Raw genomic sequence first — 24,024 nt, 5'->3', positions numbered from 1 at the left:
GGGGAACAGGCCACGCGCGGTGGCCTTTTACGACTACGCGCCAAATGCGCCGTCGATGGTATGCATGGCGCCGGTAACGAAGGACGCCTCCGGGCCTGCCAGCCAGGCGACCATTCCCGCCACTTCTTCAGGACGGCCGTGCCGTTTAATGGCCATAAAGCTGTGCATCAGCTCCTTCATCGGACCATTCTCCGGGTTAGCATCGGTGTCGATAGGTCCGGGCTGAACGACGTTAACCGTAATCCCGCGCGGGCCAAAATCACGCGCCAGGCCGCGCGCCAGCCCTTGCAGCGCCGATTTGCTAACGGCATAGGAGGCCATTCCCGGGATGGGCATGCGATCGCCATTCACCGAGCCGATAACGATAATACGTCCGCCGTCCGGCATTTTACGAGCGGCCTCGACCGCCGCGTGGTAGGGGGTGTGAATGTTGATGCGGAACAGACGATCGACGGCGTCGCTGTCCTGTTCCAGCGCGTCGCCGAAAAGGACAACACCGGCGTTGACCACCAGCAGATCCAGCGGGCCGCTGTCGCGCACCAGCTTGATCACCGCCTCGCGGTCGGCGCTGTCCGCCTGTACCGCGACGCTGCCGGTTTCCGTCGCCAGCTCTGCCGCGGCCTGCGGCGATCCGGCGTAGCTGAAGACAACCGAGGCGCCATCTGCGGCAAAGCGCCGCACGATAGCCGCGCCGATGCCGCGACTCCCGCCTAAAACCAGTACCGATTTCTGCTGTGATGCTGCCATAATCTGTTCCTCATGATATTGTAGTGGGGATTACAATATGCTTCGGCAAATCACGCTGTCAAGGAGTAATGTAGTGAGTGCTACAAAACAGATTCGCACCCCGGGGCGCCCCCGCCAGTTCGATCCGCAGCAGGCCGTTGAAATCGCGCAGGGCCTGTTTCATTCCCGGGGCTATGACGCGGTCAGCATTACCGATCTGACAAAAGCGTTCGGCATCAATCCGCCCAGCTTCTACGCCGCATTTGGCAGTAAACTCGGCCTGTATACCCGCGTGTTGGAGCGCTATAGCCACACCGGTGCGATCCCCTTTGCCGAGCTTCTGCGCGATGATCGTCCGGTGGCGCAGTGTCTGATGGACGTGCTGCACGAGGCGGCAAGGCGCTATGTTGCCAACCCGACTGCCGCCGGATGCCTGGTTCTGGAGGGGATTCATTGCAACGATCGGCCTGCGCGCGAGGCCGCGAGCGAGCTGCATACCGCCGCGGAAGATTATATTCGGGCCTATATCGCCCAACGCTATCCGCAGGACGCCGTGCGGCTGACCGACTTTATCAGCACCCTGATGGCCGGCCTTTCCGCGAAAGCGCGGGCGGGGGATAGCCTGGCGCGTCTTGAGGAAACCGTACGCCTGGCGGGCCTGGCTCTGCAGCCGCTGCTGCCTCGCTGAGGCCAGACCCTGGAGAGAGGAATAAGGGGCTAGATGGTCTGGCCGCCCGACACCTCGATACGCTGAGCGGTCACCCAGCGGTTATCGTCCCGCAGCAGGCTGGCGATCATCGGCCCGATATCGTCGGGCACGCCGACGCGTCCGAGCGCGGTCATGGCGGCAAACTGGGCGTTGACGTCGGCGTTGTCGCGCACCAGTCCGCCGCCGAAATCGGTTTCAATGGCGCCAGGCGCGACGCTATTAACGGTAATACCGCGCCAGCCCAGCTCGCGGGCCATGTAAACGCTCAGCATCTCCACCGCCGCTTTGGCCGCGGCGTAGGCTGAAAATCCCGGATACGACACCCGGGTCAGCCCGGATGAGAAGTTGACGATCCGTCCGCCGTCGGCCAGCAGCGGCAAAAGCGCCTGCACCAGGAAAAATACCCCTTTGACGTGCACGTTGAACAGCCCGTCGAACTGCGCTTCGGTGGTATCGGGCCACCGCGGCAAACTCTCCGTGACCGGCGTTGTTGATCAGGCGATCGAAGGTGTCGCGCCCCCAGACTTCGGCAAGCCGCATGCGCAGCGTTTCGGCGAACGCCGGGAAGCTCGCCGTCTGCGCCATATCAAGCTGCAGGGCGATCGCCTGGCGGCCAAGAGCGCGGATCTCTGCGACGACCGCGTTGGCCTGTTCCGCGTTGCCTCTGTAGGCGACGATAACGTCGCCTCCCTGTCGCGCAATGGCGAGTGCGACGTTGCGGCCAAGGCCGCGGTTGGCGCCGGTAACGAGTGCGATTTTATTCATGATATGTCCTTTCTGTTTGGTGGTGTCCCTACAATAGAATCTGCACCTCCGTGCAAATTGCCCGATCCTTGCTATTTTTTGCTCATTTCTCTTTTGGGCGTTCACACAGCTGCGATTTGTCGCATACTAGCGTTTAAAAACTTGCCTGAAAGGATGTTATGCGCACCGCTTTGTTCGATCTCTCTCGCCGTTATGCCGACGCTCATGCCGACCGTAGCGGGATTGCCGTTACGCCTGTTCCGGGACTGACGATTATCCGGGCGTTGTATCCCGCGGAGCTGCAGGCGGCCATTAACCGGCCGCTGATTGCGATGCTGCTGCAGGGGCGTAAACGCGTCACTACCGGCGGCAGGAGTTTTGAATATGGCCCGGGCGAGGCCATGGTTATTGCCGCCGATGTCCCGACGACCAGCCAGATTACCCAGGCCAGCCTGCGCCATCCCTACTATTCTCTGGTGCTGGAGCTCGATATCGCCATCCTGCGCGAGCTTCAGGACGCAGCGCCGACAAAACAGGGGGATACCCCCTGCATCGGGATTGAGCCGATGAATGCCGAGGTGACGGACGCGGCTTATCGGCTGGCCCGGCTGTTTGAGCGGCAGGAGGCGCTGACCGTTCTGGGAGACGGGCTACGACGCGAGCTGCACTACTGGCTGCTGCGCAGCGTGCACGGGCCCGCTATTCGCGCCCTCGGCGCGGCGGATAGCTATTCCGGGCGAATTAGCCGCGCGGTGGCGATTTTGCGTAAAGATTTTATGCGTCAGATAAGCGTTGAAGAGCTCGCCGACGCGGCGGGCATGAGCGTTTCCGCGTTCCATCAGCACTTTCGGACGATCACCACGACGTCGCCTCTCCAGTTTCAGAAACAGCTGCGGCTGATCCACGCCCGTCGCCTGATGCTGGCCGACGGCACGGGCATCGCCCAGGCGGCGTATGCGGTTGGCTACGCCAGCATTCCGCAGTTCACGCGCGAATATGCCCGTATGTTTGGCACGCCGCCGGGGCGTGATATGCGCATCGCGAAGGCCAGTATTTGACTGCGCCGGGGTATTTCTTTGACTTGTGGCCGAAAAGTACGATTTATCCGCGCTCATGAGCATTTTATTTTCGTTGAATTATCATTATCTCAGGCACTGCGATACTTAAAGATAACTTCCCGCTCAGCCCCTTTACTGGAACCGCTCAATGAAAAGATCCCCGGCTTACCATCGCCCCTTGCTTCTGGCGTTTTTCCTGCTGGTGATGAGTCTGGGTACCGCGCTGTGCTATCTGCAGATGCAGCATTCCCTGGATGAAGATATTCATTCCCGCCTTAAGCAGGCCGTCGCCAGCCTCGACGTTACGCTCGGCCACGCCGAGCTGGCGGCCGAGCGCGCCAGAGGATATCTCGGAGAAAGCTGCGGCGAGGCGGTTCTGACGGGGCTGCGAACCATTGTTGCTACCGTCCCGGATGTCAGGACGGTGAGCATGGTGAAGAATAATGAAATATACTGTACCTCCGTTTTTGGCGGTAAGACATTCAGCATCAACCAGGCCAACTATCCGGACGGCTCGCTGGTTCTGCTGGGCGGCAATCAGATCACGCCGTCCAAATCGCTGATTGTTTACGCCCTACAGGACCAGCGCGGCAACAGCGCGCTTATCGGTATTGATGGTTACTATCTGTATAACGTCCTGCGGGTTCTGGACGGCGATTCGCACCTGTATCTGAAGGTGGGTGACCGCTACCTGGACCGTAACGGCCAGGTCACCCGTTCGCCGCAAATCGGCATTCCCGTACCGCTCGAATCCAACCAGTTCCGGTACGCCGTCATCGCCGATCGCGCCGGCCACGCCGGTCTCTCCATGTTTGTCCACTATGAGCAGAACCTGTTTATTGCCATTGTCGTGGTGTCGGCGCTGCTGACCTGGCTGTTCAGAATCTATCTGGGCTACCGCGACACCCTGGAGTTTATGCTGCGAAAAGCGATACAGAAAAAGCAGCTGAAGCCCTTCATTCAGCCGATTGTGGAAGGCGAGCACGGGCGGATTGTCGGCGGGGAGGTGCTTATTCGCTGGGAACATCCGAAGCTCGGCTTTATTCCCCCGGATAAATTTATCGCGGTGGCCGAGCAAACCGGTCTGATTAAGGGCGTTACGGCAATCTGCTTCAACGAGGTGATCCGCCAGCTGCGTGAACATGAGTCGCTGCTGCCGAAAGGGCTGTATATTTGCTTTAACGCCTGCGCCGTTAACTTTCAGGACGATGATATCGTGGCGCTGTGCACGCGATTTCAGTCGCAGCTGAAAAGGGCGGCCGTCCGGGTGGTCCTCGAAATTACCGAACGCGAATCGATTGAAAACACGCTGCAAACTGACGCGGTGACCGGGAAGCTCCGCCAGCTCGGGGTACAGTTTTCCCTCGATGATTTTGGTACCGGCTACGCGAACTACAGCTACCTACAGCAGTTTCAGCCGGAGTTCATTAAGGTGGACAAGGTCTTCATTTCCAACGTCGGGACGAACGAGGCCTCGGCGCTGGTTGTTAAAAATATGGTGAACCTGGCGCGCAAGTTTAATTGCCACATTATTGCGGAAGGGGTCGAGGATAATAATCAGCTGCAGATTCTGCAGGCGCTGGGGATCGAGATATTTCAGGGGTACTATTTTTCCCGGCCGGTGTCGGTAAACGACTATATCCGCGCCTTAAGCGCCGCGCCCAAAAATAAGGCCTAAGGAAAGCGATGATTCTTCAATGAGCTTCACCCCGCCCACGATCTCAATGATGATATTTGCTCGAATTTTAATCAGATAAGAAAGAGCTGATACCCGCCGGGGCTGACGGCCCCTCAACCGTAGGCATATCCTGTCTCTGCGAGCAGATCCGCTCGTTAGTGTGATGCGCATAGTAATATCATTACTTGCTTTCCTGTGAATATAGAAATGCGTGTTTACTCACAGAAAGAAAATCAGGAGTAATTATTCTGAAGACAGATAATACCAAATACGTACGGCACATTTAACTTACTTTTCAGGAGGTTAATCACTCTATATTTGTGGACTACTGACATGTCTTAAGGCTCTGGAATAACGGGTTGATATTTCGATGCGTAGCATCGCCGCGGAATATTACCGGATCAATAAAGCAGGAAGAGAGGTTTTAATTCTTTCCGCAGGATGATAGTAGGGTGACTGACATGTCTGATTATAATGATAAAAGTGTGATTTCAGCACTTCTTGCAGGCCATTGTGCCGATCCATTCTCCGTACTTGGCATGCACGCCACCGATGCCGGGCTGGAAGTACGCGCATTATTACCCGATGCCACCGACGTGTGGGTGATTGAACCGAAAACCGGACGCAAAGTCGGCAAGCTTGAGTGCCTCGACTCGCGCGGTTTCTTTAGCGGCGTTCTGCCGCGGCGAAAAAATGCTTTCCGCTATCAGCTGGCCGTCACCTGGCACGGTCAGCTCACTCTGATCGATGACCCTTACCGCTTTGGCCCGCTGCTGCAGGAGCTGGACGTCTGGCTGCTCTCTGAAGGCACCCACCTGCGGCCCTATGAAACCCTCGGCGCCCACGCCGATACGATGGATGGCATCACCGGCACTCGCTTCTCGGTGTGGGCGCCGAACGCCCGTCGGGTTTCCGTCGTCGGCCAGTTCAACTACTGGGACGGCCGCCGCCACCCGATGCGCCTGCGTAAAGAGTCGGGGATTTGGGAGCTGTTTGTCCCCGGGGCGCAGAACGGCCAGCTGTATAAATTTGAGATGATCGACGCGCACGGCCACCTGCGGGTGAAGTCCGACCCCTACGCCTTTGAAGCGCAGATGCGCCCGGATACCGCCTCGCTGATCTGCGGCCTGCCGGAGAAAGTCGACCGGCCGCCGGAGCGCAGGCAGGCCAACCAGTTTGATGCGCCGGTTTCGATTTATGAGGTCCACCTGGGTTCCTGGCGCCGTCATACCGACAACAACTTCTGGCTGAGCTATCGCGAGCTGGCGGAGCAGCTGGTGCCTTATGCCAAATGGATGGGCTTTACCCATCTGGAGCTGCTGCCGGTCAACGAACATCCGTTTGACGGCAGCTGGGGCTACCAGCCTACCGGACTCTACGCGCCGACCCGCCGCTTCGGCACCCGGGAAGACTTCCGCTACTTCATTGACGCCGCGCACGCCGCGGGTCTCAACGTGATCCTCGACTGGGTGCCGGGCCACTTTCCCGCCGATGATTTTGCCCTCGCCGCGTTTGACGGCACCGCGCTGTACGAGCACAGCGACCCGCGCGAAGGCTATCACCAGGACTGGAATACGCTGATCTACAACTACGGCCGCCGGGAGGTCAGCAACTTCCTCGTGGGCAACGCCCTGTACTGGATTGAGCGCTTCGGAATTGACGCCCTGCGCGTCGATGCGGTGGCGTCGATGATCTATCGCGACTACAGCCGGAAAGAGGGCGAGTGGGTACCGAACGAGTACGGCGGGCGGGAAAACCTCGAAGCGATTGAGTTCCTGCGTAACACCAACCGCGTGCTCGGCGAACAGACCCCGGGCGCGGTCACCATGGCCGAAGAGTCCACCGACTTTGCCGGGGTTTCGCGCCCCGCCCCGACGGGCGGGCTCGGCTTCTGGTTTAAATGGAACCTCGGCTGGATGCACGACACCCTCGACTACATGAAGCTCGATCCGGTTCACCGCCGACATCATCACGACAAGATGACCTTCGGCATGCTCTACAACTATACCGAGAACTTCGTCCTGCCGCTGTCTCACGATGAAGTGGTGCACGGCAAAAAATCGATTCTCGACCGCATGCCCGGCGACGCGTGGCAGAAGTTTGCCAACCTGCGCGCCTACTACGGCTGGCTGTTTGCCTTTCCCGGTAAAAAGCTGCTGTTTATGGGCAACGAGTTTGCCCAGGGGCGGGAGTGGAACCACGACGCCAGCCTCGACTGGCATCTGCTGGAAGGCGGCGACAACTGGCACCACGGCGTCCAGCGTCTGGTGCGCGACCTGAACCATACCTATCGTCGGCACAGGGCGCTGCACGAGCTTGATTTTGACCGCTACGGTTTTGAATGGCTGGTCGTGGACGACCACGAGGGCTCGGTGTTTGTCTTCGTCCGTCGCGACAGGGCCGGGAACGAGATTATCGTCGCCAGCAACTTCACGCCGGTGCCGCGTCACGGCTATCGCTTCGGGATAAACCAGCCGGGGCGCTGGCGCGAAGAGCTGAACACCGACTCGCTGTACTACCACGGCAGCAATACCGGCAACGGGGGAGCGGTGGAAAGCGAGGCGATCGCCAGCCACGGCCGCGAGCACTCGCTCGCGCTGACCCTGCCGCCGCTGGCAACCATCTGGCTGGTACGGGAATCTGCAGGCGAATAAAAAGCCGGATTAATTGCCATCTAATAATTACCCGAGGAGGCCGCTTCTGAATTTATTTACAGAAGAGTAATGCTTTTTCTTCATTATTTTCTTTGATGACTATTTATTTAATAGTAGGGCTTGATTATGAGTAAAATTGAATATACTGAAAACTTAATGCTGTCGCGCCAGTTACCGCTTAAATCCGTGGCTCTCATCCTCGCCGGCGGACGCGGCTCCCGATTAAAAGACCTGACCACTATTCGTGCCAAACCGGCGGTGCATTTTGGCGGTAAATTCCGAATTATTGATTTTGCCTTATCGAATTGTATTAACTCAGGCATAAGACGTATTGGCGTCATTACGCAATATCAGTCGCATTCTCTCGTGCAGCATATTCAACGCGGCTGGGCATTCTTTAATGAAGAAATGAATGAGTTCGTGGATTTATTACCGGCGCAGCAGCGGGTGCATGGTGAAAACTGGTATCGCGGCACGGCGGATGCCGTGACGCAGAATCTGGATATTATTCGCCGCTATGATGCTGAATATGTCGTGATCCTGGCCGGCGATCATATCTATAAACAGGATTACTCGCGAATGCTGCTCGATCACGTTGAAAAAGGCGCGCGCTGCACCGTAGCCTGCCTGCCGGTACCGGTAGAAGAGGCGACGGCGTTTGGCGTCATGGCGGTTGATGAAAACGACAGGATCATTGAATTTGTTGAAAAACCCGCGCACCCGCCCACCATGCCAGGCGATGAAACCCGCTCGCTTGCCAGCATGGGTATTTATATATTTGATGCGGAATATCTTTACCAGCTGCTGGAAGAAGACGATCGCGATGAACGCTCCACCCATGATTTTGGCAAAGATATTATCTCTAAAATTACGGCGGCTGGTGAGGCCTATGCGCATCCGTTCCCGCGCTCCTGCGTGCAGTCAGATAATAATGCCGAACCCTACTGGCGCGATGTCGGAACCCTTGAGGCGTACTGGAAAGCCAACCTTGATTTAGCCTCCGTGGTGCCTGAACTGGACGTTTATGACCGTAACTGGCCGATCCGGACTTATGTCGAATCGCTGCCCAGCGCCAAATTTGTGCAGGACCGTTCCGGTAGCCACGGTATGACCATGAACTCTCTGGTCTCCGGCGGCTGTATTATTTCCGGCTCGGTGGTGGTGCAGTCGGTTCTATTTTCCAAAGTGCGGATTAACTCGTTTTGTAATATAGATTCGTCGGTTGTATTGCCGGGCGTATGGATTGGCCGCTCTTGTCGGATAAGGCGCTGCGTAATCGACAGGGGATGCGTGATTCCGGAGGGTATGGTGATTGGCGAAAATGCCGTGGAGGATGCGCGACGCTTTTATCGATCGGAAGAGGGGATCGTTCTGGTCACCAGGGAAATGCTGGAAAAGCTCGAACAATGAGCCCGTTTGCGGAAAAAAGGTGTTCGGCGGCAGGGACGATATGCTCCTGTCGCGGGTCGTCTCTGTGGCTGAATAATAAGGAGCAGGCATGCAGGTTTTACACGTAGGAGCGGAGATGTTCCCCCTGTTAAAAACGGGCGGGCTGGCCGACGTCACCGGCGCGCTCCCGGCGGCGCAGATTGCCGAGGGGCTGGATACCCGCGTGCTGCTGCCCGGATTTCCGGCGATCCGCAGCGGGATACAGGATCCGCAGGTGGTGGCCAGCAGGGAGACATTCGCCGGGCCGATGACGCTGCTGTTTGGCGACTTTAACGGCGTGGGTATCTATCTGATTGATGCCCCGCATCTCTATGACCGGCCGGGTAATCCTTATCATGACCAGAAGATGCAGGATTATCCCGATAACGTACTGCGTTTCGCGCTGCTGAGCTGGGTCGCGGCCGAACTTGCCGGCGGTCTGGACCCGTTCTGGCGGCCTGAAATCGTCCATGCCCATGACTGGCATGCGGGCCTCACTCCGGCTTATCTGGCCACCCGCGGCAACCCGGCCAGGTCGGTGTTTACGGTGCACAACATTGCCTATCAGGGGCTGTTCCAGGCCCGGCATATGACGGAGATCGCTTTACCCTGGTCACTTTTTCAGATGCACGGAGTGGAGTTTAAAGGGCAGATCTCCTTCCTCAAGGCGGGCCTCTATTTCGCCGACCATATCACCACCGTCAGCCCGACCTATGCCCGTGAAATAACCGAACCGCAGTATGCGTTCGGTCTGGAAGAGCTGCTGCGGCAGCGTCAGCGGGAAGGGCGGCTGTCGGGGATCCTTAACGGCGTTGACGAAAGCGTTTGGGATCCGCGCAGCGATCCCATGCTGACCGCTCATTACGGCCCGACCTCGCTGGCTGAGAAGGCGAAGAACAAGCAGCAGCTGCAGACGACGCTGGGGCTGAAGGCGGACGCCCGGGCGCTGCTGTTCACCGTCGTCAGCCGTCTGACCAGCCAGAAGGGGCTGGATCTGCTGCTTGGCGCGCTGCCGGGATTAGTTGAACACGGAGGGCAGCTGGCGCTTCTGGGCTCCGGGGATCCTGATTTGCAGGCCCGTTTTCTTGCCGCCGCGGCGCAGTACCCCGGACAGGTGAGTATTCGCATCGGCTACGACGAGGCGCTGTCGCATCAGCTGATTGGCGGCGCCGACGTTATCCTGGTACCCAGCCGTTTTGAACCCTGCGGCCTGACCCAGCTTTATGGCCTGCGCTACGGCACGTTGCCGCTGGTTCGCCGCACCGGCGGACTGGCCGATACCGTTGCCGATTGCTCTCTCGAAAATCTCGCCGATGGCCTCGCAACCGGATTTGTGTTTGCCGACAGCGAGACCGAGTCGTTATCACGCGCTATCCGCCGGGCCTTTGTCCTGTGGTCACGTCCCTCGCTGTGGCACTACGTGCAGCGGCAGGCGATGAGCATGGATTTTAGCTGGCAGATTGCCGCAAAGTCTTTCCAGCAGCTGTATCAGCGCATTATTTAAATATTACGGATAAGAAAAATGGAACCACGCATAAGTTATAATTCACCCAGGCTGAATGAAGAAGCGCTGCAGCATGCTATCGCTTATAAGCTCATGTTTATTCTTGGTAAAGATCCTGCGCTTGCCAATAAGCATGAATGGCTCAACGCCACGCTGTTCGCCGTGCGCGATCGGCTGGTAGAGCGCTGGCTGCGGGCGCACCGGGCGCGGATCTCGCAGCAGGCACGGCAGGTTTACTATCTGTCGATGGAGTTTCTCATCGGGCGTACTCTCTCGAACGCCTTACTGTCGCTGGGCATCTATGAGGATGTGAAAACGGCGCTGGCAGGAATGGGGCTGGATCTGGAAGAGCTGATTGACGAGGAGAACGATCCGGGCCTGGGCAACGGCGGTCTCGGCCGGCTGGCGGCCTGTTTTCTCGACTCCCTCGCCACGCTGGGGTTGCCGGGACGCGGCTACGGCATCCGCTACGACTACGGCATGTTCAAGCAAAACATCATCGACGGCCGGCAGATGGAGTCGCCGGACTACTGGTTGGAATACGGTAACCCGTGGGAGTTCGAGCGCCATAAAACCCGCTATACCATCCGCTTTGGCGGACGCATTCAGCATGAGGGCAAAAACGCGCGCTGGCTGGAAACCGAAGAGATTATTGCGGTGGCCTACGATCAGATTATCCCGGGTTATGAAACCGATGCCACCAACACCCTGCGGCTGTGGAGCGCTCAGGCCAGCAGCGAAATTAACCTCGGCAAATTTAATCAGGGGGACTATTTCGCCGCCGTAGAGGATAAGAACCATTCCGAGAACGTCTCCCGGGTGCTCTATCCGGACGACTCGACCTATTCCGGGCGCGAACTGCGTCTGCGGCAGGAGTATTTCCTCGTCTCGGCGACGGTGCAGGATATCCTCGCCCGCCATTATCAGCTGTATCAAACCTATGACAACCTGGCGGATAAAATCGCTATCCACCTCAACGACACCCATCCGGTGCTGTCGATCCCCGAGCTGATGCGCCTGCTGATCGACGAACACAGCTTCAGCTGGGATGACGCGTTTGAGGTGACCTGCCAGGTCTTCTCCTACACCAACCATACTCTGATGAGCGAGGCGCTGGAGACCTGGCCGGTCGATATGCTGGGGAAAATCCTGCCGCGCCATTTGCAGATTATCTTCGAGATTAATGACTATTTTCTGAAAACCATGCAGGAGCACTATCCCGACGATATTGCCTTGCTGAGCCGGACCTCGATTATCGATGAATCCAACGGCCGCCGCGTGCGGATGGCCTGGCTGGCGGTAGTGGTCAGCCACAAGGTTAACGGCGTGTCGGAGCTGCACTCCCGGCTGATGGTGGAGTCGCTGTTTGCCGATTTCGCCACAATCTTTCCGCGCCGCTTCACCAACGTCACCAACGGCGTCACCCCGCGCCGCTGGCTGGCCGCCGCGAATCCGGCGCTTTCCGCGGTTCTGGACCGCTATATCGGCCAGACCTGGCGTACGGATCTCAGCCAGCTGCGTGAACTGGGCGAGTATCAGGATTATCCGCTGGTTAACCAGGCCGTCGGCGAAGCCAAGCTGGCGAATAAGCAGCGGCTGGCCGACTATATCGCCCGCCAGCTGGGCGTGGTGGTCAATCCGAAGGCGCTGTTTGATGTGCAGATTAAGCGTATTCACGAATACAAGCGCCAGCTGATGAACGTGCTGCAGGTGATCGCCCGCTATAACCGCATCAAGGCGGACCCGCAGGCCGAATGGGTGCCGCGGGTGGTGATTTTCGCCGGCAAAGCCGCCTCCGCCTACCATACGGCAAAACAGATCATCCATCTGATTAACGACGTGGCCAAAGTTATTAACAGCGATCCGCAGATTGGCGACCGGCTAAAAGTGGTGTTTATTCCCAACTACAGCGTCAGCCTGGCGCAGATGATCATTCCGGCCGCGGACCTTTCTGAGCAGATTTCGCTGGCAGGGACCGAAGCCTCCGGGACCAGCAACATGAAATTCGCCCTCAACGGCGCGCTGACCATTGGCACCCTGGACGGCGCCAACGTTGAGATGCGGGAGCACGTGGGCGAGGAGAACATCTTTATCTTTGGTAATACCGCCGCCGAGGTCGAGGCGCTGCGCAGCAACGGCTATCAGCCGCCCGATTACTACGAGCAGGATGAAGAGCTGCGCCAGGCGCTGACCCAGATGGGGACCGGAGCGTTCAGCCCGCAGGAGCCGGGCCGCTACCGCGGTCTGCTGGATTCGCTGATTAACTTTGGCGACCACTATCAGGTTCTGGCCGATTACCGCAGCTACGTTGACTGTCAGGACAGGGTGGATGCGCTCTACCGAACCCCGGAAGAGTGGACCGCAAAAGCGATGCTCAATATTACCAACATGGGATATTTCTCGTCGGACCGCACGGTGCAGGAGTATGCGAAAAAGATCTGGTATATCGACAAAACCCAGCTCTGAGCCGTATTGACTCGCCAGAACAGGCCGGGCGGGCATCAGGCGCCCGGCCTGCCTGATGGAGATCGAGGAAGGGAGGCGCAGGGACTTATTTGTCGATAAGTCCCTGTTCAGCCGACGCTGGCGGGGCGGTTTGATGAATAGTTATGCCAGCGCCGGCTCCTGCTCTTCCGCCGCCTGCTGACGCTTACGCTCCAGCTCCAGCGCGCCGCGATGGGACAGATAGCAGAACAGGATGCAGCAAATGACGCCGCCCATTAGCAGATAGAAACCGCCGTGCCAGCCCAGATTATCTACCATCACCCCGAACAGACTGGTGCCCAGCGAGGCGCCGAAGATATAGCTCATAAAACCGCGCAGACCGACGGCGGAGCCGACCGCGAAGCTCGGGACGATCTCCATGGTCTGTACCGAAGCCAAAAATTGTGGCACGTAAATCAGGCAGCCGACAATGGCGGCAAAAATCGTGACCATAAACAGTGAGTCGCTTTTCCAGTAACCAAGCAGGCAGAAGAAAATCAGCGCCATGCAAATCATCGCCAGCGGCATCCGGCGGCCCTTAAAGACCTTATCAGACAGCCAGCCGGCCAGCAGGGTTGACGGGATGGCCGCCCATTCGAAAAACAGAAACGCGACGCTCATCTCCTCTTTGGAGAAGTGTTTCACCGACAGTAAGTAGATGGGCAGCCAGCTGATCATGCCGAAGCGCACCATATAGACGAAGACGTCGACCATCGACACATACCAGGCGTTTTTATTCTTCAGCACGTAGGTACAAAAAATCTGCCATGCGCTCATGTTTTCCGGCGCTTTTTCGACTTTACCGGTATTCAGCAGCACTTTCTCTTCCGGCAACATTTCGTCCAGCGCCGGCAAGCCTTCGCTGCGCGGCGAGCCTTTACCGAGCACCAGCACTACGAGCGCAAACAGTACCGCCACCGCGGCCGGGACGATATAGCTGGCGGTTTGCCAGTGCTCTGAACCCAGCAGCGCAAACGCGGTGCCGACGATAGGGGCGACAATTCCGCCGCCGACGTTATGCGAGATATTCCAGAACGCGCCGACGCGGCCACGTTCGCGGCGTGGGAACCAGTTGGCGATAGTAATGAAAGAAGGCCCGACGCCCATACCCTGAAACAGCCCGTTGATCACTACCAGCACCACAAAAATCCAGAACGCGCTGCTAAAACCTAGGCCGACGTTAACAATGGCGCACATGACCAGGCCAAAAGCCATAAAGACCTTTGGGCTGGCCTTGTCCGCCAGGCTGCTCATCACGCCTTTGCTGATGCCGTAGGCGATCAGCATACAGCTGCTGAGCATGCCTATCTGGGTGGCGCTGAGATCGAGCTGCTCTTTGAGATACGGCGTCGACAGCGTAAAATTATTACGCACGATGTAGTAGGCGAGGTAGCCAAGAAACACGCTTAATAACGCCTGGAGACGATAGCGTTGGTAAGTGGGCCTTATTTGTTGCGCGGGAACCGGCGCCGCGGCGACTTTTTGTTTTAATAATGAAAACATGTTTAAGTACCTATTTAGATTATCGGTAGTGAATCATGGCGTTCAAAATTGGCGATGTGGCATGCGCTATGGATTGTGGTGAAAATAAATCAACGACACAATCCAGGGAATTTGAGTCAGATTTGACTCAAATATAAAAATGGGCGTCCATTTTTTGACTCAAATATATTTTTGCCTTCGGTTTGGCATTCAGGGATAATTGGTCTGAGCTCAGCGCTCTGCCACATCCTTGCGATAAGCGACTGGCACGCGTTAGTTTGACCATCTTAACAGTATGATTTTAATGAAGGTGCTAAACTATAATTCCTCTCCGGGGATTAAACAGAATATTGCCTTGCTCCATGGTTTAATCGCGGAGTTATCTATAAATGAACTTTTTTGTCACAAACCAGCACGCGCTTTTATTTATTATTTTCCCTGTTTTATGAAAATGATCACAAAACGATGGCAGTGAAAAGGACTCAATATGGGTAAGCGGTCAAATAAACAGCAGCACATTCTGGCTGTCGTTGGTTTATTTCTCAGTCTGCTGACGGTATTTCCCGTACAGGCCAAAAAGAGTGAGCTGGTGATTGCCACCACGTTTTCGCCCGATGCCACCGCCTATATCATCAGCCGCTGGCAAACTCAGCCGCAGTCGGTGATTATCCGTACCCTCAATCGCACCAGCGCCTCTCTGGAGCAGCTGTTGGATAGCGCCGGCGGGGAGAGTATCGATCTGGTGCTGACCTCTTCGCCGATGCTGCTGCAGCATCTGCAGGAACATCAACGTCTGGCGGCCTACCCGGATGCGCCGGCGCAGTCCCAGCAGCTGGTACCGGAATCAATCCGCAGCACCGCCGTCGCCGTGGCCATCTCCGGCTTTGGGCTGTTAATCAACCAGCGCAACCTCAGCGAACGTCATCTGCCGCTGCCCGCCAGTTGGGATGACCTGATGCAGGCTCGCTATCAGGGAACCCTGTTGATGAGCAGTCCTTCCCGCTCCGACACCAACCATCTGATGGTGGAGTCGCTGCTGCAGCAGGAGGGATGGCAGCGGGGGTGGGAAACCATATTGAGCGTGGCAGGGAACCTGATCACCATTTCCAGCCGCAGTTTTGGCGTGGCGGATAAAATTAAAAGCGGTTTGGGTTCGGTCGGTCCGGTCATCGATAACTATGCGAACCTGCTGCTCGACGATCCGAACCTGACGTTTCGCTATTTTCCCCACTCGGCCGCCTCGCCAACCTATGTGGCGCTGATCCGCCATAACCCGTATCCGGCGGAGGCCCGACGCTTTATTCAGTTTCTGCTAAGCCCGGAAGGGCAACAGGCGCTGTCGGATACCAATACCGGGAAATACTCGATTATCCCCGACCCCGGCAACGGCGCGCGTGCGCGGCAGCAGCATCAGCTGCTGAGCGAACCCTCCCTCAATTATCAGCTGATCCTGCAGCGTCAGCGTTTGGTGCAAACGCTGTTCGACACCGCCATCAGCTTTCGCATGTCTCAGCTGAAAGATGCCTGGCGCGCGCTGCACAACGCCGAAGCCCGGCTTAAGACGCCGCTGCCGGAGATCCGCGCCTTGCTGACCGCCATGCCGGTGAGCGACCGGCAAAGCGGCGATCGGCACTACCTCCAGCAGCTGGAGAATAAAGATCAGGCCGAGCAGCTGATGATGGAGTGGCAGCTTTTTTTTCAGGAGCAGCAGCGGCAGGCAATTGAGAAACTGGAGAACCTGAAATGAGGCTCCCCGGTTTTATTAAAAACCTGACCATTAGCGCCAGCCTGCGCGGCGCCTTCCTCACCGGGGCGCTGCTGACGCTGGTTGTCAGCGGCGTCAGCCTGTACTCCTGGCACGAGCAAAGTTCGCAAATCCGCTATGCGCTAAATGACTATTTCCCGCGGATCCAAACCTCATTTCTGATTGAAAATAACCTGAATACCGTGGTCGATCAGCTCAACGAATTTTTGCTGGCGGCCAATACCACCTCACGCCTGCAGCTGCGCAACCAGATCCTGCAGCATCTCGATCAAATCGCCGCTCTCAGCCAGCGTCTCGACGCGCCGGAGCGCCGGCAAATCGAACTGACGCTGCGGGATAGCCGCCAGCTTCTCGCCAGGCTTGACCGTTCGCTGTACAACATGTTTATCGCCCGCGAGAAGGTCAACGAGACCACCGCGCGGATTAACTGGCTGCATGAAGACTTCACCACCGAGATGAACTCACTGGTGCAGGATTTTAGCTGGCAGCAGGGCGCGCTGCTCGATCAGTTGGAGGCCAAACCGGGGAGCGCCATTCCCCGGCTACAGGCCAATCTTCGGGCGGTGCAGGGGGAGCAGCAGCAGGTCTATACCCTGGCGCGTATTGAAAATCAGATTATCAGCGACCTGCGCGACCGCTTGACCGAGGTACAGTCCAGCACGGAGGGCAACGGCAATATTGAGGGGCACATTCGCTATCTGGCCTATTTGAAAAAAACCGCCGATGACAATATGCATCTGCTGGAAGGTTATCCCAGTACCATAACCCTGCGCCAGACCATCGATGAACTGCTCGATATCGGTATTGCCGAAAATAAAATGCCGGCGGCGATCCGTGAATATATTCAGGCACAGGGCGCGCTATCGCAGGTGACGCAGGATAAAGAGACGACGCTGGCCCGCTTTCGCGCCCAGCTGGAGTCCCAGCTCAGCGATAGCCACGGCAAAATGCGCGCCTTCAATCAGCGCCTCGAACATACCATGTGGTTCAGCGGGAGCCTGATTCTGATCGCCACGCTACTGGCACTGATCCTCGCCTATTTACTCAACCACTATTTTATCCGCTCGCGTCTGGTTAAACGCTTTAACCAGCTTAACCAGACGGTGGTGCGTATCGGGTTAGGCGACGTTAACGCCGACATTCCGGTTTACGGCGAGGATGAACTGGGGCGGATTGGTAAACTCCTGCGCCATACCCTCGGCCAGTTAAATCAGCAGCGTCAGCTGCTGGAGCGGGAAATTACCGAGCGAAAACGGGTGGAAACGCATCTGCGCACCACCCAGGATGAACTGGTTCAGACCGCCAAGCTGGCGGTGGTGGGGCAGACCATGACCACCCTGGCGCACGAGATAAACCAGCCGCTCAACGCGCTGTCGATGTATCTCTACAGCGCGCGCAGCGCCATCAGAAACGGACAAGCGGATAACGCCGGCCAGACGCTGAGCAAGGCCGAGGGGCTGATTGGCCGCATTGACGCCATTATCCGCAATCTGCGGCAATTTACGCGGCGGCCGGAGGTCGATGCGCCGGCCAGCCCCGTCGATCTGCGCCATGCTTTTACCGCCGCCTGGGAGCTGTTATCCCTGCGGCATAAGCCGCTGCGCGGTTCTCTGCATCTGCCGCCAGGCGCCGCGCGGGTACAGGGAGACGAAGTGCGGATCCTGCAGGTGCTGGTCAACCTGCTGACCAACGCGCTGGATGCGGCGCAGGGCGCACCCGATATTACGGTGGCATGGGAAGAGTCAGCGGAAGGCTGGACGGTAACGATCGCGGATAACGGCTGCGGCTGGCCGCTGGAGCTGGCCGATTCGCTGCTGAAACCGTTTGTCACCAGCAAGCAGATGGGGTTGGGGATCGGCCTGTCGATCAGCGAATCCCTGATGCGGCAGATGGGCGGGCATTTACGCCTGGCGTCAACGCTGAGCCATCATGCCTGCGTTGTTTTGCAATTCTTACCAACGGATGTTAACCATGCTCACTCATCAACATAATATTCTGCTGATCGACGACGATAGCGACGTGCTGGATGCCTACACGCAGCTGCTGACGGAGGCCGGTCATCGGGTTTATGCCTGTCGCGATCCGCTGATGGCGCAAGATTTGGTGAGCGAGGAGTGGGCGGGTATCGTGCTGAGCGATGTCTGTATGCCGCATTGTTCCGGTATCGATTTGCTGAAGAGCCTGCTGAAACATGACCCTTATCTGCCGGTGATGCTGATTACCGGCCACGGCGACGTCCCGATGGCCGTCGAGGCCGTCAAAAAAGGGGCATGGGATTTTTTGCAAAAACCGGTTAACCCGGCGCAGCTGTTAGGCCTGGTCGATAAGGCGCTGGCCCAGCGCCAGACGCAGGTCGTGCGTCGGCAGTGGCAAAAGGAGCAGCTGGAAGATAACCTGATCGGCCGTAGCGAATGGGTCATTCAGATGCGGCACACGCTGCGACTGCTGGCAGAAACCGATGTCGCGGTCTATTTCCATGGCGAACGAGGCACCGGACGAACGCTGGCGGCGTGCTACATGCATCGCCTGAGTTCACGCCATTCGCAGCCGATTATCTTCGGCGACATCCTCGAAGATCAGGACCCGCCGCTCAATGAGTGGATAGGGCAAGCGCAGGGCGGGACGCTGGTCCTGCGCAATATCGAGTATCTGCCCCAGGCGCAGCAGCATATGCTGGCGCACCTGCAGGGACAAGATGAGCTGCCATTTCGCCTGGTCGGCATCGGGCTACAGCCGCTGATTGCCATGGCCGGCAATAACCACATTATCCCCGACTTATACTACTGTTTCGCTATGACCCAGCGGTATTGCCCGTCGCTGGCGCAGCGGCTTGACGATATCGAGCCACTATTCCTGCACTACCTGCAACAGGCCTGCTTGCGCCTGAATAACCCCGTACCTGAACTTCCGGCGGCGCTGGCTAAAAAACTGATCGCGCGGCCCTGGCCGAATAACGTCCGCGAGCTGGCCAATGCCGCCAAACTGTTTGCCGTCGGGGTGATGCCGCTGGCCGATATCCCGAACCCAATGCTGCATGCCGTTGAGCCCGTTCAGCTCGACCAGCGGGTCGAAGATTACGAGCGGCAGATTATTGTTGAGGCCCTGAATATCCACCAGGGCCGAATTAACGATGTCTCGGAATATCTGCAGATCCCGCGCAAGAAACTCTATCTGCGGATGAAAAAGTTTGGTCTCAACAAACATCACTACCGTTAACGGGGCGGCGCGCTGTTCGCTCAGGGGGAAGAGATCGGCCGGCAATGGCCGATAATAGCCTGTGGCATTTTAGTCCCTACAGCGACAGCAGCGGTAGCCAGGCCGCGCCGCGGACGCCGCTGGAATCGCCATGAAGCGCCTTGCGAACAGGAGTGTCGCATTCGCCGCCAAATATATATTGCGGTAGCAGCTGCGGTAAGGTGGTATATAAGCGATCGACATTGCTCATACCGCCGCCCAGTACAATCACGCCGGGGTCCAGAATATTGATTAGCGCGGCCAGCGCTTTGGCTAATCGCCGCTCGTAATATTGCATCGCCTGTTCTGCGGACGTTTCTCCCTGCGCCAGGCGTGAAATAATCTCTTTGCCTTTTAGAGCAACCCCGCTAAGCCGCTGATAGGTTCTCTCGAAGCCGGTGCCGGAAATAAAGGTTTCGGTGCATCCCGTCTTGCCGCAATAGCAGGGGACATCGCGCATATAGCGCAGATCTTCTTCATCAGGCCAGGGGAGCGGATTATGGCCCCATTCACCCGCTACGCCGTTATCACCGACGTAAACGCCCTGTTTTACCGTCAGCCCTCCGCCACAGCCTGTACCGATGATTACGGCAAAGACCACCTTATACCCGGCGCCCGCGCCATCAGCGGCCTCGGATATGGCCAGGCAGTTCGCATCGTTCGCCACCACGACGGGGCGTTTTAACAACGTAGAAAGGTCACGGTCTAAGGGTTGACCGTTCAGCCATACCGAATTTGCATTTTTTACTTTCCCGGTGTGACGGGAAATAGTGCCCGGAATACCAACCCCAACGCTTCCTTGCTGGCCTACGCTCGTTTCTGCCAGCCACACCAGTTCTGCGATCGTGCGTATCGTGGCGGCGTAGTCATTTTTAGGAGTAGGGACTCGATGACGGAAGTGTTCCACTCCCTGCTCATCCAGCGCGATAACTTCGGTTTTGGTTCCACCCAGGTCGATACCGATCATCATGACGTTTTTTCCTTATTTTTCATCCTGCGTTTTAACCACGAGAACAGGCTACGGAAGACAACGATAAAGATAATAATCGCCCCCCAGGTGGCGGTGCTCATAAAGGGATCGAGGCGCATCAGGTTGAGGCCGCTGGAGATGATTTGTAAAATGATCACCGCCAGCACCACGCCGGAAATGCGGCCAAATCCGCCAAATGGGCTGACTTTTCCAAGAAATGCCGCCAGCACGGCGACCAGCAGGTAGGAGTCGGCATAGCTGGCTTTCACCGAGTTGAGTTGGCCTATCATCACCAGCGATGTCAGCGCGGCGAAGCAGGACGAGAAGGTGTACTGCATCACGCTCGTTTTCACCAGACTGACGCCGGAGTATTGCGTTGCCGTGGGGTTAGAACCCATCATGTACAGGCTAAAGCCAAAACGCGTTTTATTAAGGATGATGGCGGCGGCTACGCTGGATAGCAGAAACAGAATCAGGGCATTAGGCAAGCCGAAGCTATCGCCATTGCCAATATTGAGCAGAATGTCGGGAAAGCCGGATAGCGTGTACCCTTTGGTCAACACGACGTTTATACCGGAGATTAACGTCATGGTGCCTAACGTCACCAGAATATCCGGGATTTTAAGTAGTGAAATCAGTAGGCCATTGATAACCCCGACGAGCAGGCAGCTCAGAACGCCAAGAGCGATAGCGAGCAGAATAATTTCATTGCTGGCGGCGCTCATCTGGCCGTGGGAGAAATACTGTAGGCATAGCGCAATAACGATCCCGTTGAGGTTAGCGGTGGCGATAATCGATAAATTGATCCCGCCGGAAAGCATAGAAATCATCATGCCGATGGCTAAAAGACCAATTATCGGTAGCTGATAGGCCATCGATATCAGATTTTGCGGGCGAATAAAGCGTTCGCCATTGAGCGCAAACATCAGCAAAAATACGCCAATGAGGACCAGATAAAGCGATAGATTCTCCGAAACAACTGCCGAAAGACGCAATTTTGCCGGCGTATAGGTTTTCATGGTTCCATTCCTCATTATTCAACGACCACTCTGATCTGAGCCCGCTTTTGTCGCCGTATTTGCAGGGCGTTCAGCGTGATACTGACCAGAATCACCAGACCGGTGAACACGTTGTAGTAATACGGCGAGACCTTCAGAAGCGTCAGGCTGTTGCTCAGGATGGCAAACAGCAGCACGCCCAACAGTGTCCCCAGCACGCTGCCTCGCCCTCCGGTTACGGAGGCGCCTCCGAGCACTACGGCGGCGATAACCTGTAGTTCAGAACCGACGATAGAGTTAGGAATGACCGTTTGTACTATCGATACCTGAATAATGCTGGCGAAGCCGGATACCGCCCCGACAAAGGTGTAGATAAATAACGTGGTGCGGCACAGGTTAAAGCCAACCCGCTCAGCCGACAGCGCATTGCCGCCGACCGCGAAAATACTGCGTCCCATCACGGTATGCTTGAGGAAAAAATGCAGAAAAATGGCCAGAAGGAACCAGAGACAGGTGACCAGACTCAGCCCGTACCATGCGCCATTGGCCGCCTGCATCGGAAAGACTTTCAGTTCGGCCAGCTGCAGCAGAGAGGGGGGAATGTCGTAGATCAGGTTACCTTGCGTCACGACATATAAGGTGCCATAGAACAAGCTATTGGTGGCGATAGTGACAATAATCGCCGTGATTCTGAAGTAGTAAATGAGCACGCCATTCAGCAACCCCATCACTGCGCCGAGAATCAGGCTACAGACGATCGCCAGCCAGATATTATCCAGACCTGCCTGCAGGAACCAGAAGACAATGATGTATTGCACTACCTGCGCGATGGCGGTAAACGAAACATCAAAACCGCCTGAGAGCAGCACCAGCATGACGCCAAGCGCAAAAATACCTAATACTGTCCAGGTTTTTAGCAGGCCAGTAATGTTATCAAAAGTCATAAATGACGGGTTGAGACTGGTAATTACGATCGACAGAAGCACGATTAATACCAGCAGCAGAGCTTCCCGATTTTTGAAGAGATTGAATACGCCCATCAAAGTTACCTCGAACTGACGCCAGGATTAATGGCTTTCCATTTCACGCAGTAGCGCATCGTTATCTACGTCGGCCGTAAGCCAGCTTTTGCCAAACCGACCGCGGCGCATCAGGATGATGCGGTCGCAATTCACCAGCAGCTCCGGCAGTTCGTCAGAGATAAAAATGATGCCCATCCCTTCGCTCGCCTTTTCCCTTACGGTCTGATAGATATAGCTTTTCGCGCCAACATCGATACCGACCGTTGGGCTGTCGAGGATGAACACTTTCGGTTTCATCGCCAGCCATTTTGCCAGGACGACTTTTTGCTGATTGCCGCCAGAGAGCATGCGAATGGGCCGGGACTGGTTATCAAATTTCACCTGCATCCCTTTCAGATAGCCGGCTACCGCATCCCGGAGCTTGCTGCTATCCAGTAGTTTTAGCGGGTTGAGGTAGCTATCCAGCGTGCAGATGGCGGCGTTGGCGGCAATGCTTTGATCCATGATTAACCCCTGCAGCAGCCTATCTTCGGGGACATAGGCGATACCGTTTTTCACCGCGTCCTGAATACTCCTGATGCGAATAGGGCGGCCGTTCAGCGCAATTTCTCCAGACTGAGCGGGTTCCACGCCAAATAGCGCCATCGCCAGCTCTGTTCGCCCGGCGCCGAGTAGTCCGGCAATCCCCAGGACCTCGCCCTGATGAAGATCGAAGCTAATATCTTTAAAGCTATTGTGCTTCGAGAGATTGCGTACGCTCAGGAGCACCTTGTCGCTGGCGTGCGACTCGTGGGCGGAGAATGCCAGCTCATAGCCCAGCATCATATTCTCAATCTGACTGCTGGTGAGGTTATGGACCGGAACCGTATCGATCAGTTTGCCGTCGCGCATAACGGTAATGCGATCGCATATTTCCAGCAGTTCGTTGAGCTTATGGCTGATAAAAATAAATGAGATCCCTTGCTCACGCAGGCGGTACAGAAGAGTAAACAGGCTGTTTATTTCTGTCCGGGTCAGGGCCGTCGTCGGTTCATCAAGAATGATCAGCCGTGAGTCGTTAATCAGCGCGCGAGCGATGGCCACTAATTGTTGCTTAGCAATCGGCAGCTCTTCTACCATCGCCTCTAAATCCAGCGTAATACCCAGCTGTTGGATAATTTGCTGGACTTTGTTTTTAAATCGGCCAGAGAAGACAAGCGATTTTTTATCGTTCAGCATTTGGCTGATATAAATATTTTCCAGGACCGTCAGGTTGGGAAACAGCGACAGATCCTGATAGATAATACCAATACCCTGCTGCGCGGCTTCAATGGCGTTGTATTTCTCAATCTGCTGGCCGCGGATTGTCAGAATACCGCGATCGTATTCCAGCACCCCGGCAATGATTTTCATCAGCGTTGATTTACCACAGCCGTTTTCACCGACCAAGCCATGAACTTCCCCTTGGTTAATATCGAAACTAACATCATTCAACGCCACCACGCCGTCAAAGGTTTTGGTGACGTGTTCAATGGATAAAAATTGCATAATTCCCCTTGGTATAGGCTGATGAGCCCCCGACAGTCGGG

16 protein-coding genes and 1 pseudogene are annotated in these 24,024 nt (G+C 56.6%); 10 read left to right on the top strand and 7 right to left on the bottom strand.

Features of this window, described 5'->3' with window-relative positions; genetic code table 11:
- Positions 1-33: 33 nt before the first annotated feature.
- Entirely contained in the window at positions 34-747 is a 714-nt protein-coding gene (gene bdcA / locus AC1M2H_RS14350) for an SDR family oxidoreductase (protein WP_480147822.1), read from the bottom strand.
- A gap of 73 nt (positions 748-820) precedes the next feature.
- Here bdcA and AC1M2H_RS14345 point away from each other — a divergent pair, with 73 nt between their 5' ends.
- Positions 821-1,414: a TetR/AcrR family transcriptional regulator gene (locus AC1M2H_RS14345; RefSeq protein ID WP_480147821.1), complete on the top strand. Its 594-nt coding sequence runs from the start codon at positions 821-823 to the stop codon at positions 1,412-1,414.
- A gap of 29 nt (positions 1,415-1,443) precedes the next feature.
- Here AC1M2H_RS14345 and AC1M2H_RS14340 read toward each other — a convergent pair.
- Positions 1,444-2,200 (bottom strand): annotated as a pseudogene (locus tag AC1M2H_RS14340) (SDR family NAD(P)-dependent oxidoreductase).
- Positions 2,201-2,358: 158 nt separating this feature from the next.
- Between AC1M2H_RS14340 and AC1M2H_RS14335 the strand changes: the two are divergent.
- The 6 genes from AC1M2H_RS14335 to glgP all read left to right on the top strand — a co-directional run bounded on the left by AC1M2H_RS14335 (position 2,359) and on the right by glgP (position 12,967).
- Complete coding sequence (locus AC1M2H_RS14335) at positions 2,359-3,237, top strand: AraC family transcriptional regulator (protein WP_480147820.1); 879 nt, start codon at positions 2,359-2,361, stop codon at positions 3,235-3,237.
- A 148-nt stretch (positions 3,238-3,385) separates the two neighbouring features.
- Entirely contained in the window at positions 3,386-4,915 is a 1,530-nt protein-coding gene (locus AC1M2H_RS14330) for an EAL domain-containing protein (protein WP_480147819.1), read from the top strand.
- Positions 4,916-5,376: 461 nt separating this feature from the next.
- On the top strand, positions 5,377-7,569 hold the full coding sequence (gene glgB, locus AC1M2H_RS14325; RefSeq protein WP_480147818.1) for a 1,4-alpha-glucan branching enzyme: 2,193 nt from the start codon (positions 5,377-5,379) through the stop codon (positions 7,567-7,569).
- Positions 7,570-7,695: 126 nt separating this feature from the next.
- Entirely contained in the window at positions 7,696-8,979 is a 1,284-nt protein-coding gene (glgC, locus tag AC1M2H_RS14320) for a glucose-1-phosphate adenylyltransferase (RefSeq protein ID WP_480147817.1), read from the top strand.
- Between the two features lie 88 nt (positions 8,980-9,067).
- The gene (glgA, locus tag AC1M2H_RS14315) at positions 9,068-10,501 is read left to right on the top strand and encodes a glycogen synthase GlgA (RefSeq protein ID WP_480147816.1); all 1,434 of its coding nucleotides are present in this window, start codon (positions 9,068-9,070) and stop codon (positions 10,499-10,501) included.
- A gap of 18 nt (positions 10,502-10,519) precedes the next feature.
- Positions 10,520-12,967, top strand: a complete 2,448-nt coding sequence (gene glgP, locus AC1M2H_RS14310) for a glycogen phosphorylase (protein ID WP_480147815.1) — start codon at positions 10,520-10,522, stop codon at positions 12,965-12,967.
- A 141-nt stretch (positions 12,968-13,108) separates the two neighbouring features.
- Here the strand turns inward: glgP and pgtP are convergent, their stop codons facing one another.
- A complete protein-coding gene (gene pgtP / locus AC1M2H_RS14305) occupies positions 13,109-14,488 on the bottom strand; it encodes a phosphoglycerate transporter PgtP (RefSeq protein ID WP_480147814.1) in 1,380 nt (459 codons plus the stop codon).
- A 466-nt stretch (positions 14,489-14,954) separates the two neighbouring features.
- On the opposite strand from pgtP, the gene AC1M2H_RS14300 reads away from it, so the two are divergent.
- The 3 genes from AC1M2H_RS14300 to pgtA are packed head-to-tail and all read left to right on the top strand — an operon-like array spanning position 14,955 to position 19,448.
- Complete coding sequence (locus AC1M2H_RS14300; RefSeq protein WP_480147813.1) at positions 14,955-16,214, top strand: ABC transporter substrate-binding protein; 1,260 nt, start codon at positions 14,955-14,957, stop codon at positions 16,212-16,214.
- Entirely contained in the window at positions 16,211-18,223 is a 2,013-nt protein-coding gene (gene pgtB / locus AC1M2H_RS14295) for a two-component system sensor histidine kinase PgtB (protein ID WP_480147812.1), read from the top strand. The genes AC1M2H_RS14300 and pgtB overlap by 4 nt, the downstream gene beginning before the upstream one ends.
- Positions 18,204-19,448 carry a two-component system response regulator PgtA gene (gene pgtA, locus AC1M2H_RS14290; RefSeq protein WP_480147811.1) on the top strand — a complete coding sequence of 415 codons (1,245 nt, stop codon included), beginning with the start codon at positions 18,204-18,206 and terminating at the stop codon, positions 19,446-19,448. Before pgtB ends, pgtA begins: the two co-directional genes overlap by 20 nt.
- Positions 19,449-19,524: 76 nt before the next feature.
- Here pgtA and mak read toward each other — a convergent pair whose 3' ends face one another.
- The 4 genes from mak to AC1M2H_RS14270 are packed head-to-tail and all read right to left on the bottom strand — an operon-like array spanning position 19,525 to position 23,983.
- Positions 19,525-20,436 carry a fructokinase gene (mak, locus tag AC1M2H_RS14285; RefSeq protein WP_480147809.1) on the bottom strand — a complete coding sequence of 304 codons (912 nt, stop codon included), beginning with the start codon at positions 20,434-20,436 and terminating at the stop codon, positions 19,525-19,527.
- A complete protein-coding gene (locus AC1M2H_RS14280; protein WP_480147808.1) occupies positions 20,433-21,455 on the bottom strand; it encodes an ABC transporter permease in 1,023 nt (340 codons plus the stop codon). The genes mak and AC1M2H_RS14280 overlap by 4 nt, the downstream gene beginning before the upstream one ends.
- A 14-nt stretch (positions 21,456-21,469) precedes the next feature.
- Entirely contained in the window at positions 21,470-22,474 is a 1,005-nt protein-coding gene (locus tag AC1M2H_RS14275) for an ABC transporter permease (protein ID WP_480147807.1), read from the bottom strand.
- A gap of 27 nt (positions 22,475-22,501) precedes the next feature.
- Positions 22,502-23,983 carry a sugar ABC transporter ATP-binding protein gene (locus AC1M2H_RS14270; protein ID WP_480147806.1) on the bottom strand — a complete coding sequence of 494 codons (1,482 nt, stop codon included), beginning with the start codon at positions 23,981-23,983 and terminating at the stop codon, positions 22,502-22,504.
- Positions 23,984-24,024: the final 41 nt, after the last annotated feature.

The organism is Klebsiella sp. F11, from assembly GCF_056712265.1.
Note: the sequence above shows the minus strand (reverse complement) of the source record. Positions and strands in the feature narration are given on the sequence as shown.

Bases quoted from the DNA above. Each gene is read 5' to 3' on its own strand.
- glgC (WP_480147817.1), top strand. From the start codon at position 7,696: ATGAGTAAAATTGAATATACTGAAAACTTAATGCTGTCGCGCCAGTTA.
- pgtB (WP_480147812.1), top strand. From the start codon at position 16,211: ATGAGGCTCCCCGGTTTTATTAAAAACCTGACCATTAGCGCCAGCCTG.
- bdcA (WP_480147822.1), bottom strand. From the start codon at position 747: ATGGCAGCATCACAGCAGAAATCGGTACTGGTTTTAGGCGGGAGTCGC.
- AC1M2H_RS14275 (WP_480147807.1), bottom strand. From the start codon at position 22,474: ATGGGCGTATTCAATCTCTTCAAAAATCGGGAAGCTCTGCTGCTGGTA.
- mak (WP_480147809.1), bottom strand. From the start codon at position 20,436: ATGATGATCGGTATCGACCTGGGTGGAACCAAAACCGAAGTTATCGCG.
- AC1M2H_RS14300 (WP_480147813.1), top strand. From the start codon at position 14,955: ATGGGTAAGCGGTCAAATAAACAGCAGCACATTCTGGCTGTCGTTGGT.
- AC1M2H_RS14335 (WP_480147820.1), top strand. From the start codon at position 2,359: ATGCGCACCGCTTTGTTCGATCTCTCTCGCCGTTATGCCGACGCTCAT.
- AC1M2H_RS14330 (WP_480147819.1), top strand. From the start codon at position 3,386: ATGAAAAGATCCCCGGCTTACCATCGCCCCTTGCTTCTGGCGTTTTTC.
- glgB (WP_480147818.1), top strand. From the start codon at position 5,377: ATGTCTGATTATAATGATAAAAGTGTGATTTCAGCACTTCTTGCAGGC.
- pgtP (WP_480147814.1), bottom strand. From the start codon at position 14,488: ATGTTTTCATTATTAAAACAAAAAGTCGCCGCGGCGCCGGTTCCCGCG.
- glgP (WP_480147815.1), top strand. From the start codon at position 10,520: ATGGAACCACGCATAAGTTATAATTCACCCAGGCTGAATGAAGAAGCG.
- AC1M2H_RS14280 (WP_480147808.1), bottom strand. From the start codon at position 21,455: ATGAAAACCTATACGCCGGCAAAATTGCGTCTTTCGGCAGTTGTTTCG.
- glgA (WP_480147816.1), top strand. From the start codon at position 9,068: ATGCAGGTTTTACACGTAGGAGCGGAGATGTTCCCCCTGTTAAAAACG.
- pgtA (WP_480147811.1), top strand. From the start codon at position 18,204: ATGCTCACTCATCAACATAATATTCTGCTGATCGACGACGATAGCGAC.
- AC1M2H_RS14270 (WP_480147806.1), bottom strand. From the start codon at position 23,983: ATGCAATTTTTATCCATTGAACACGTCACCAAAACCTTTGACGGCGTG.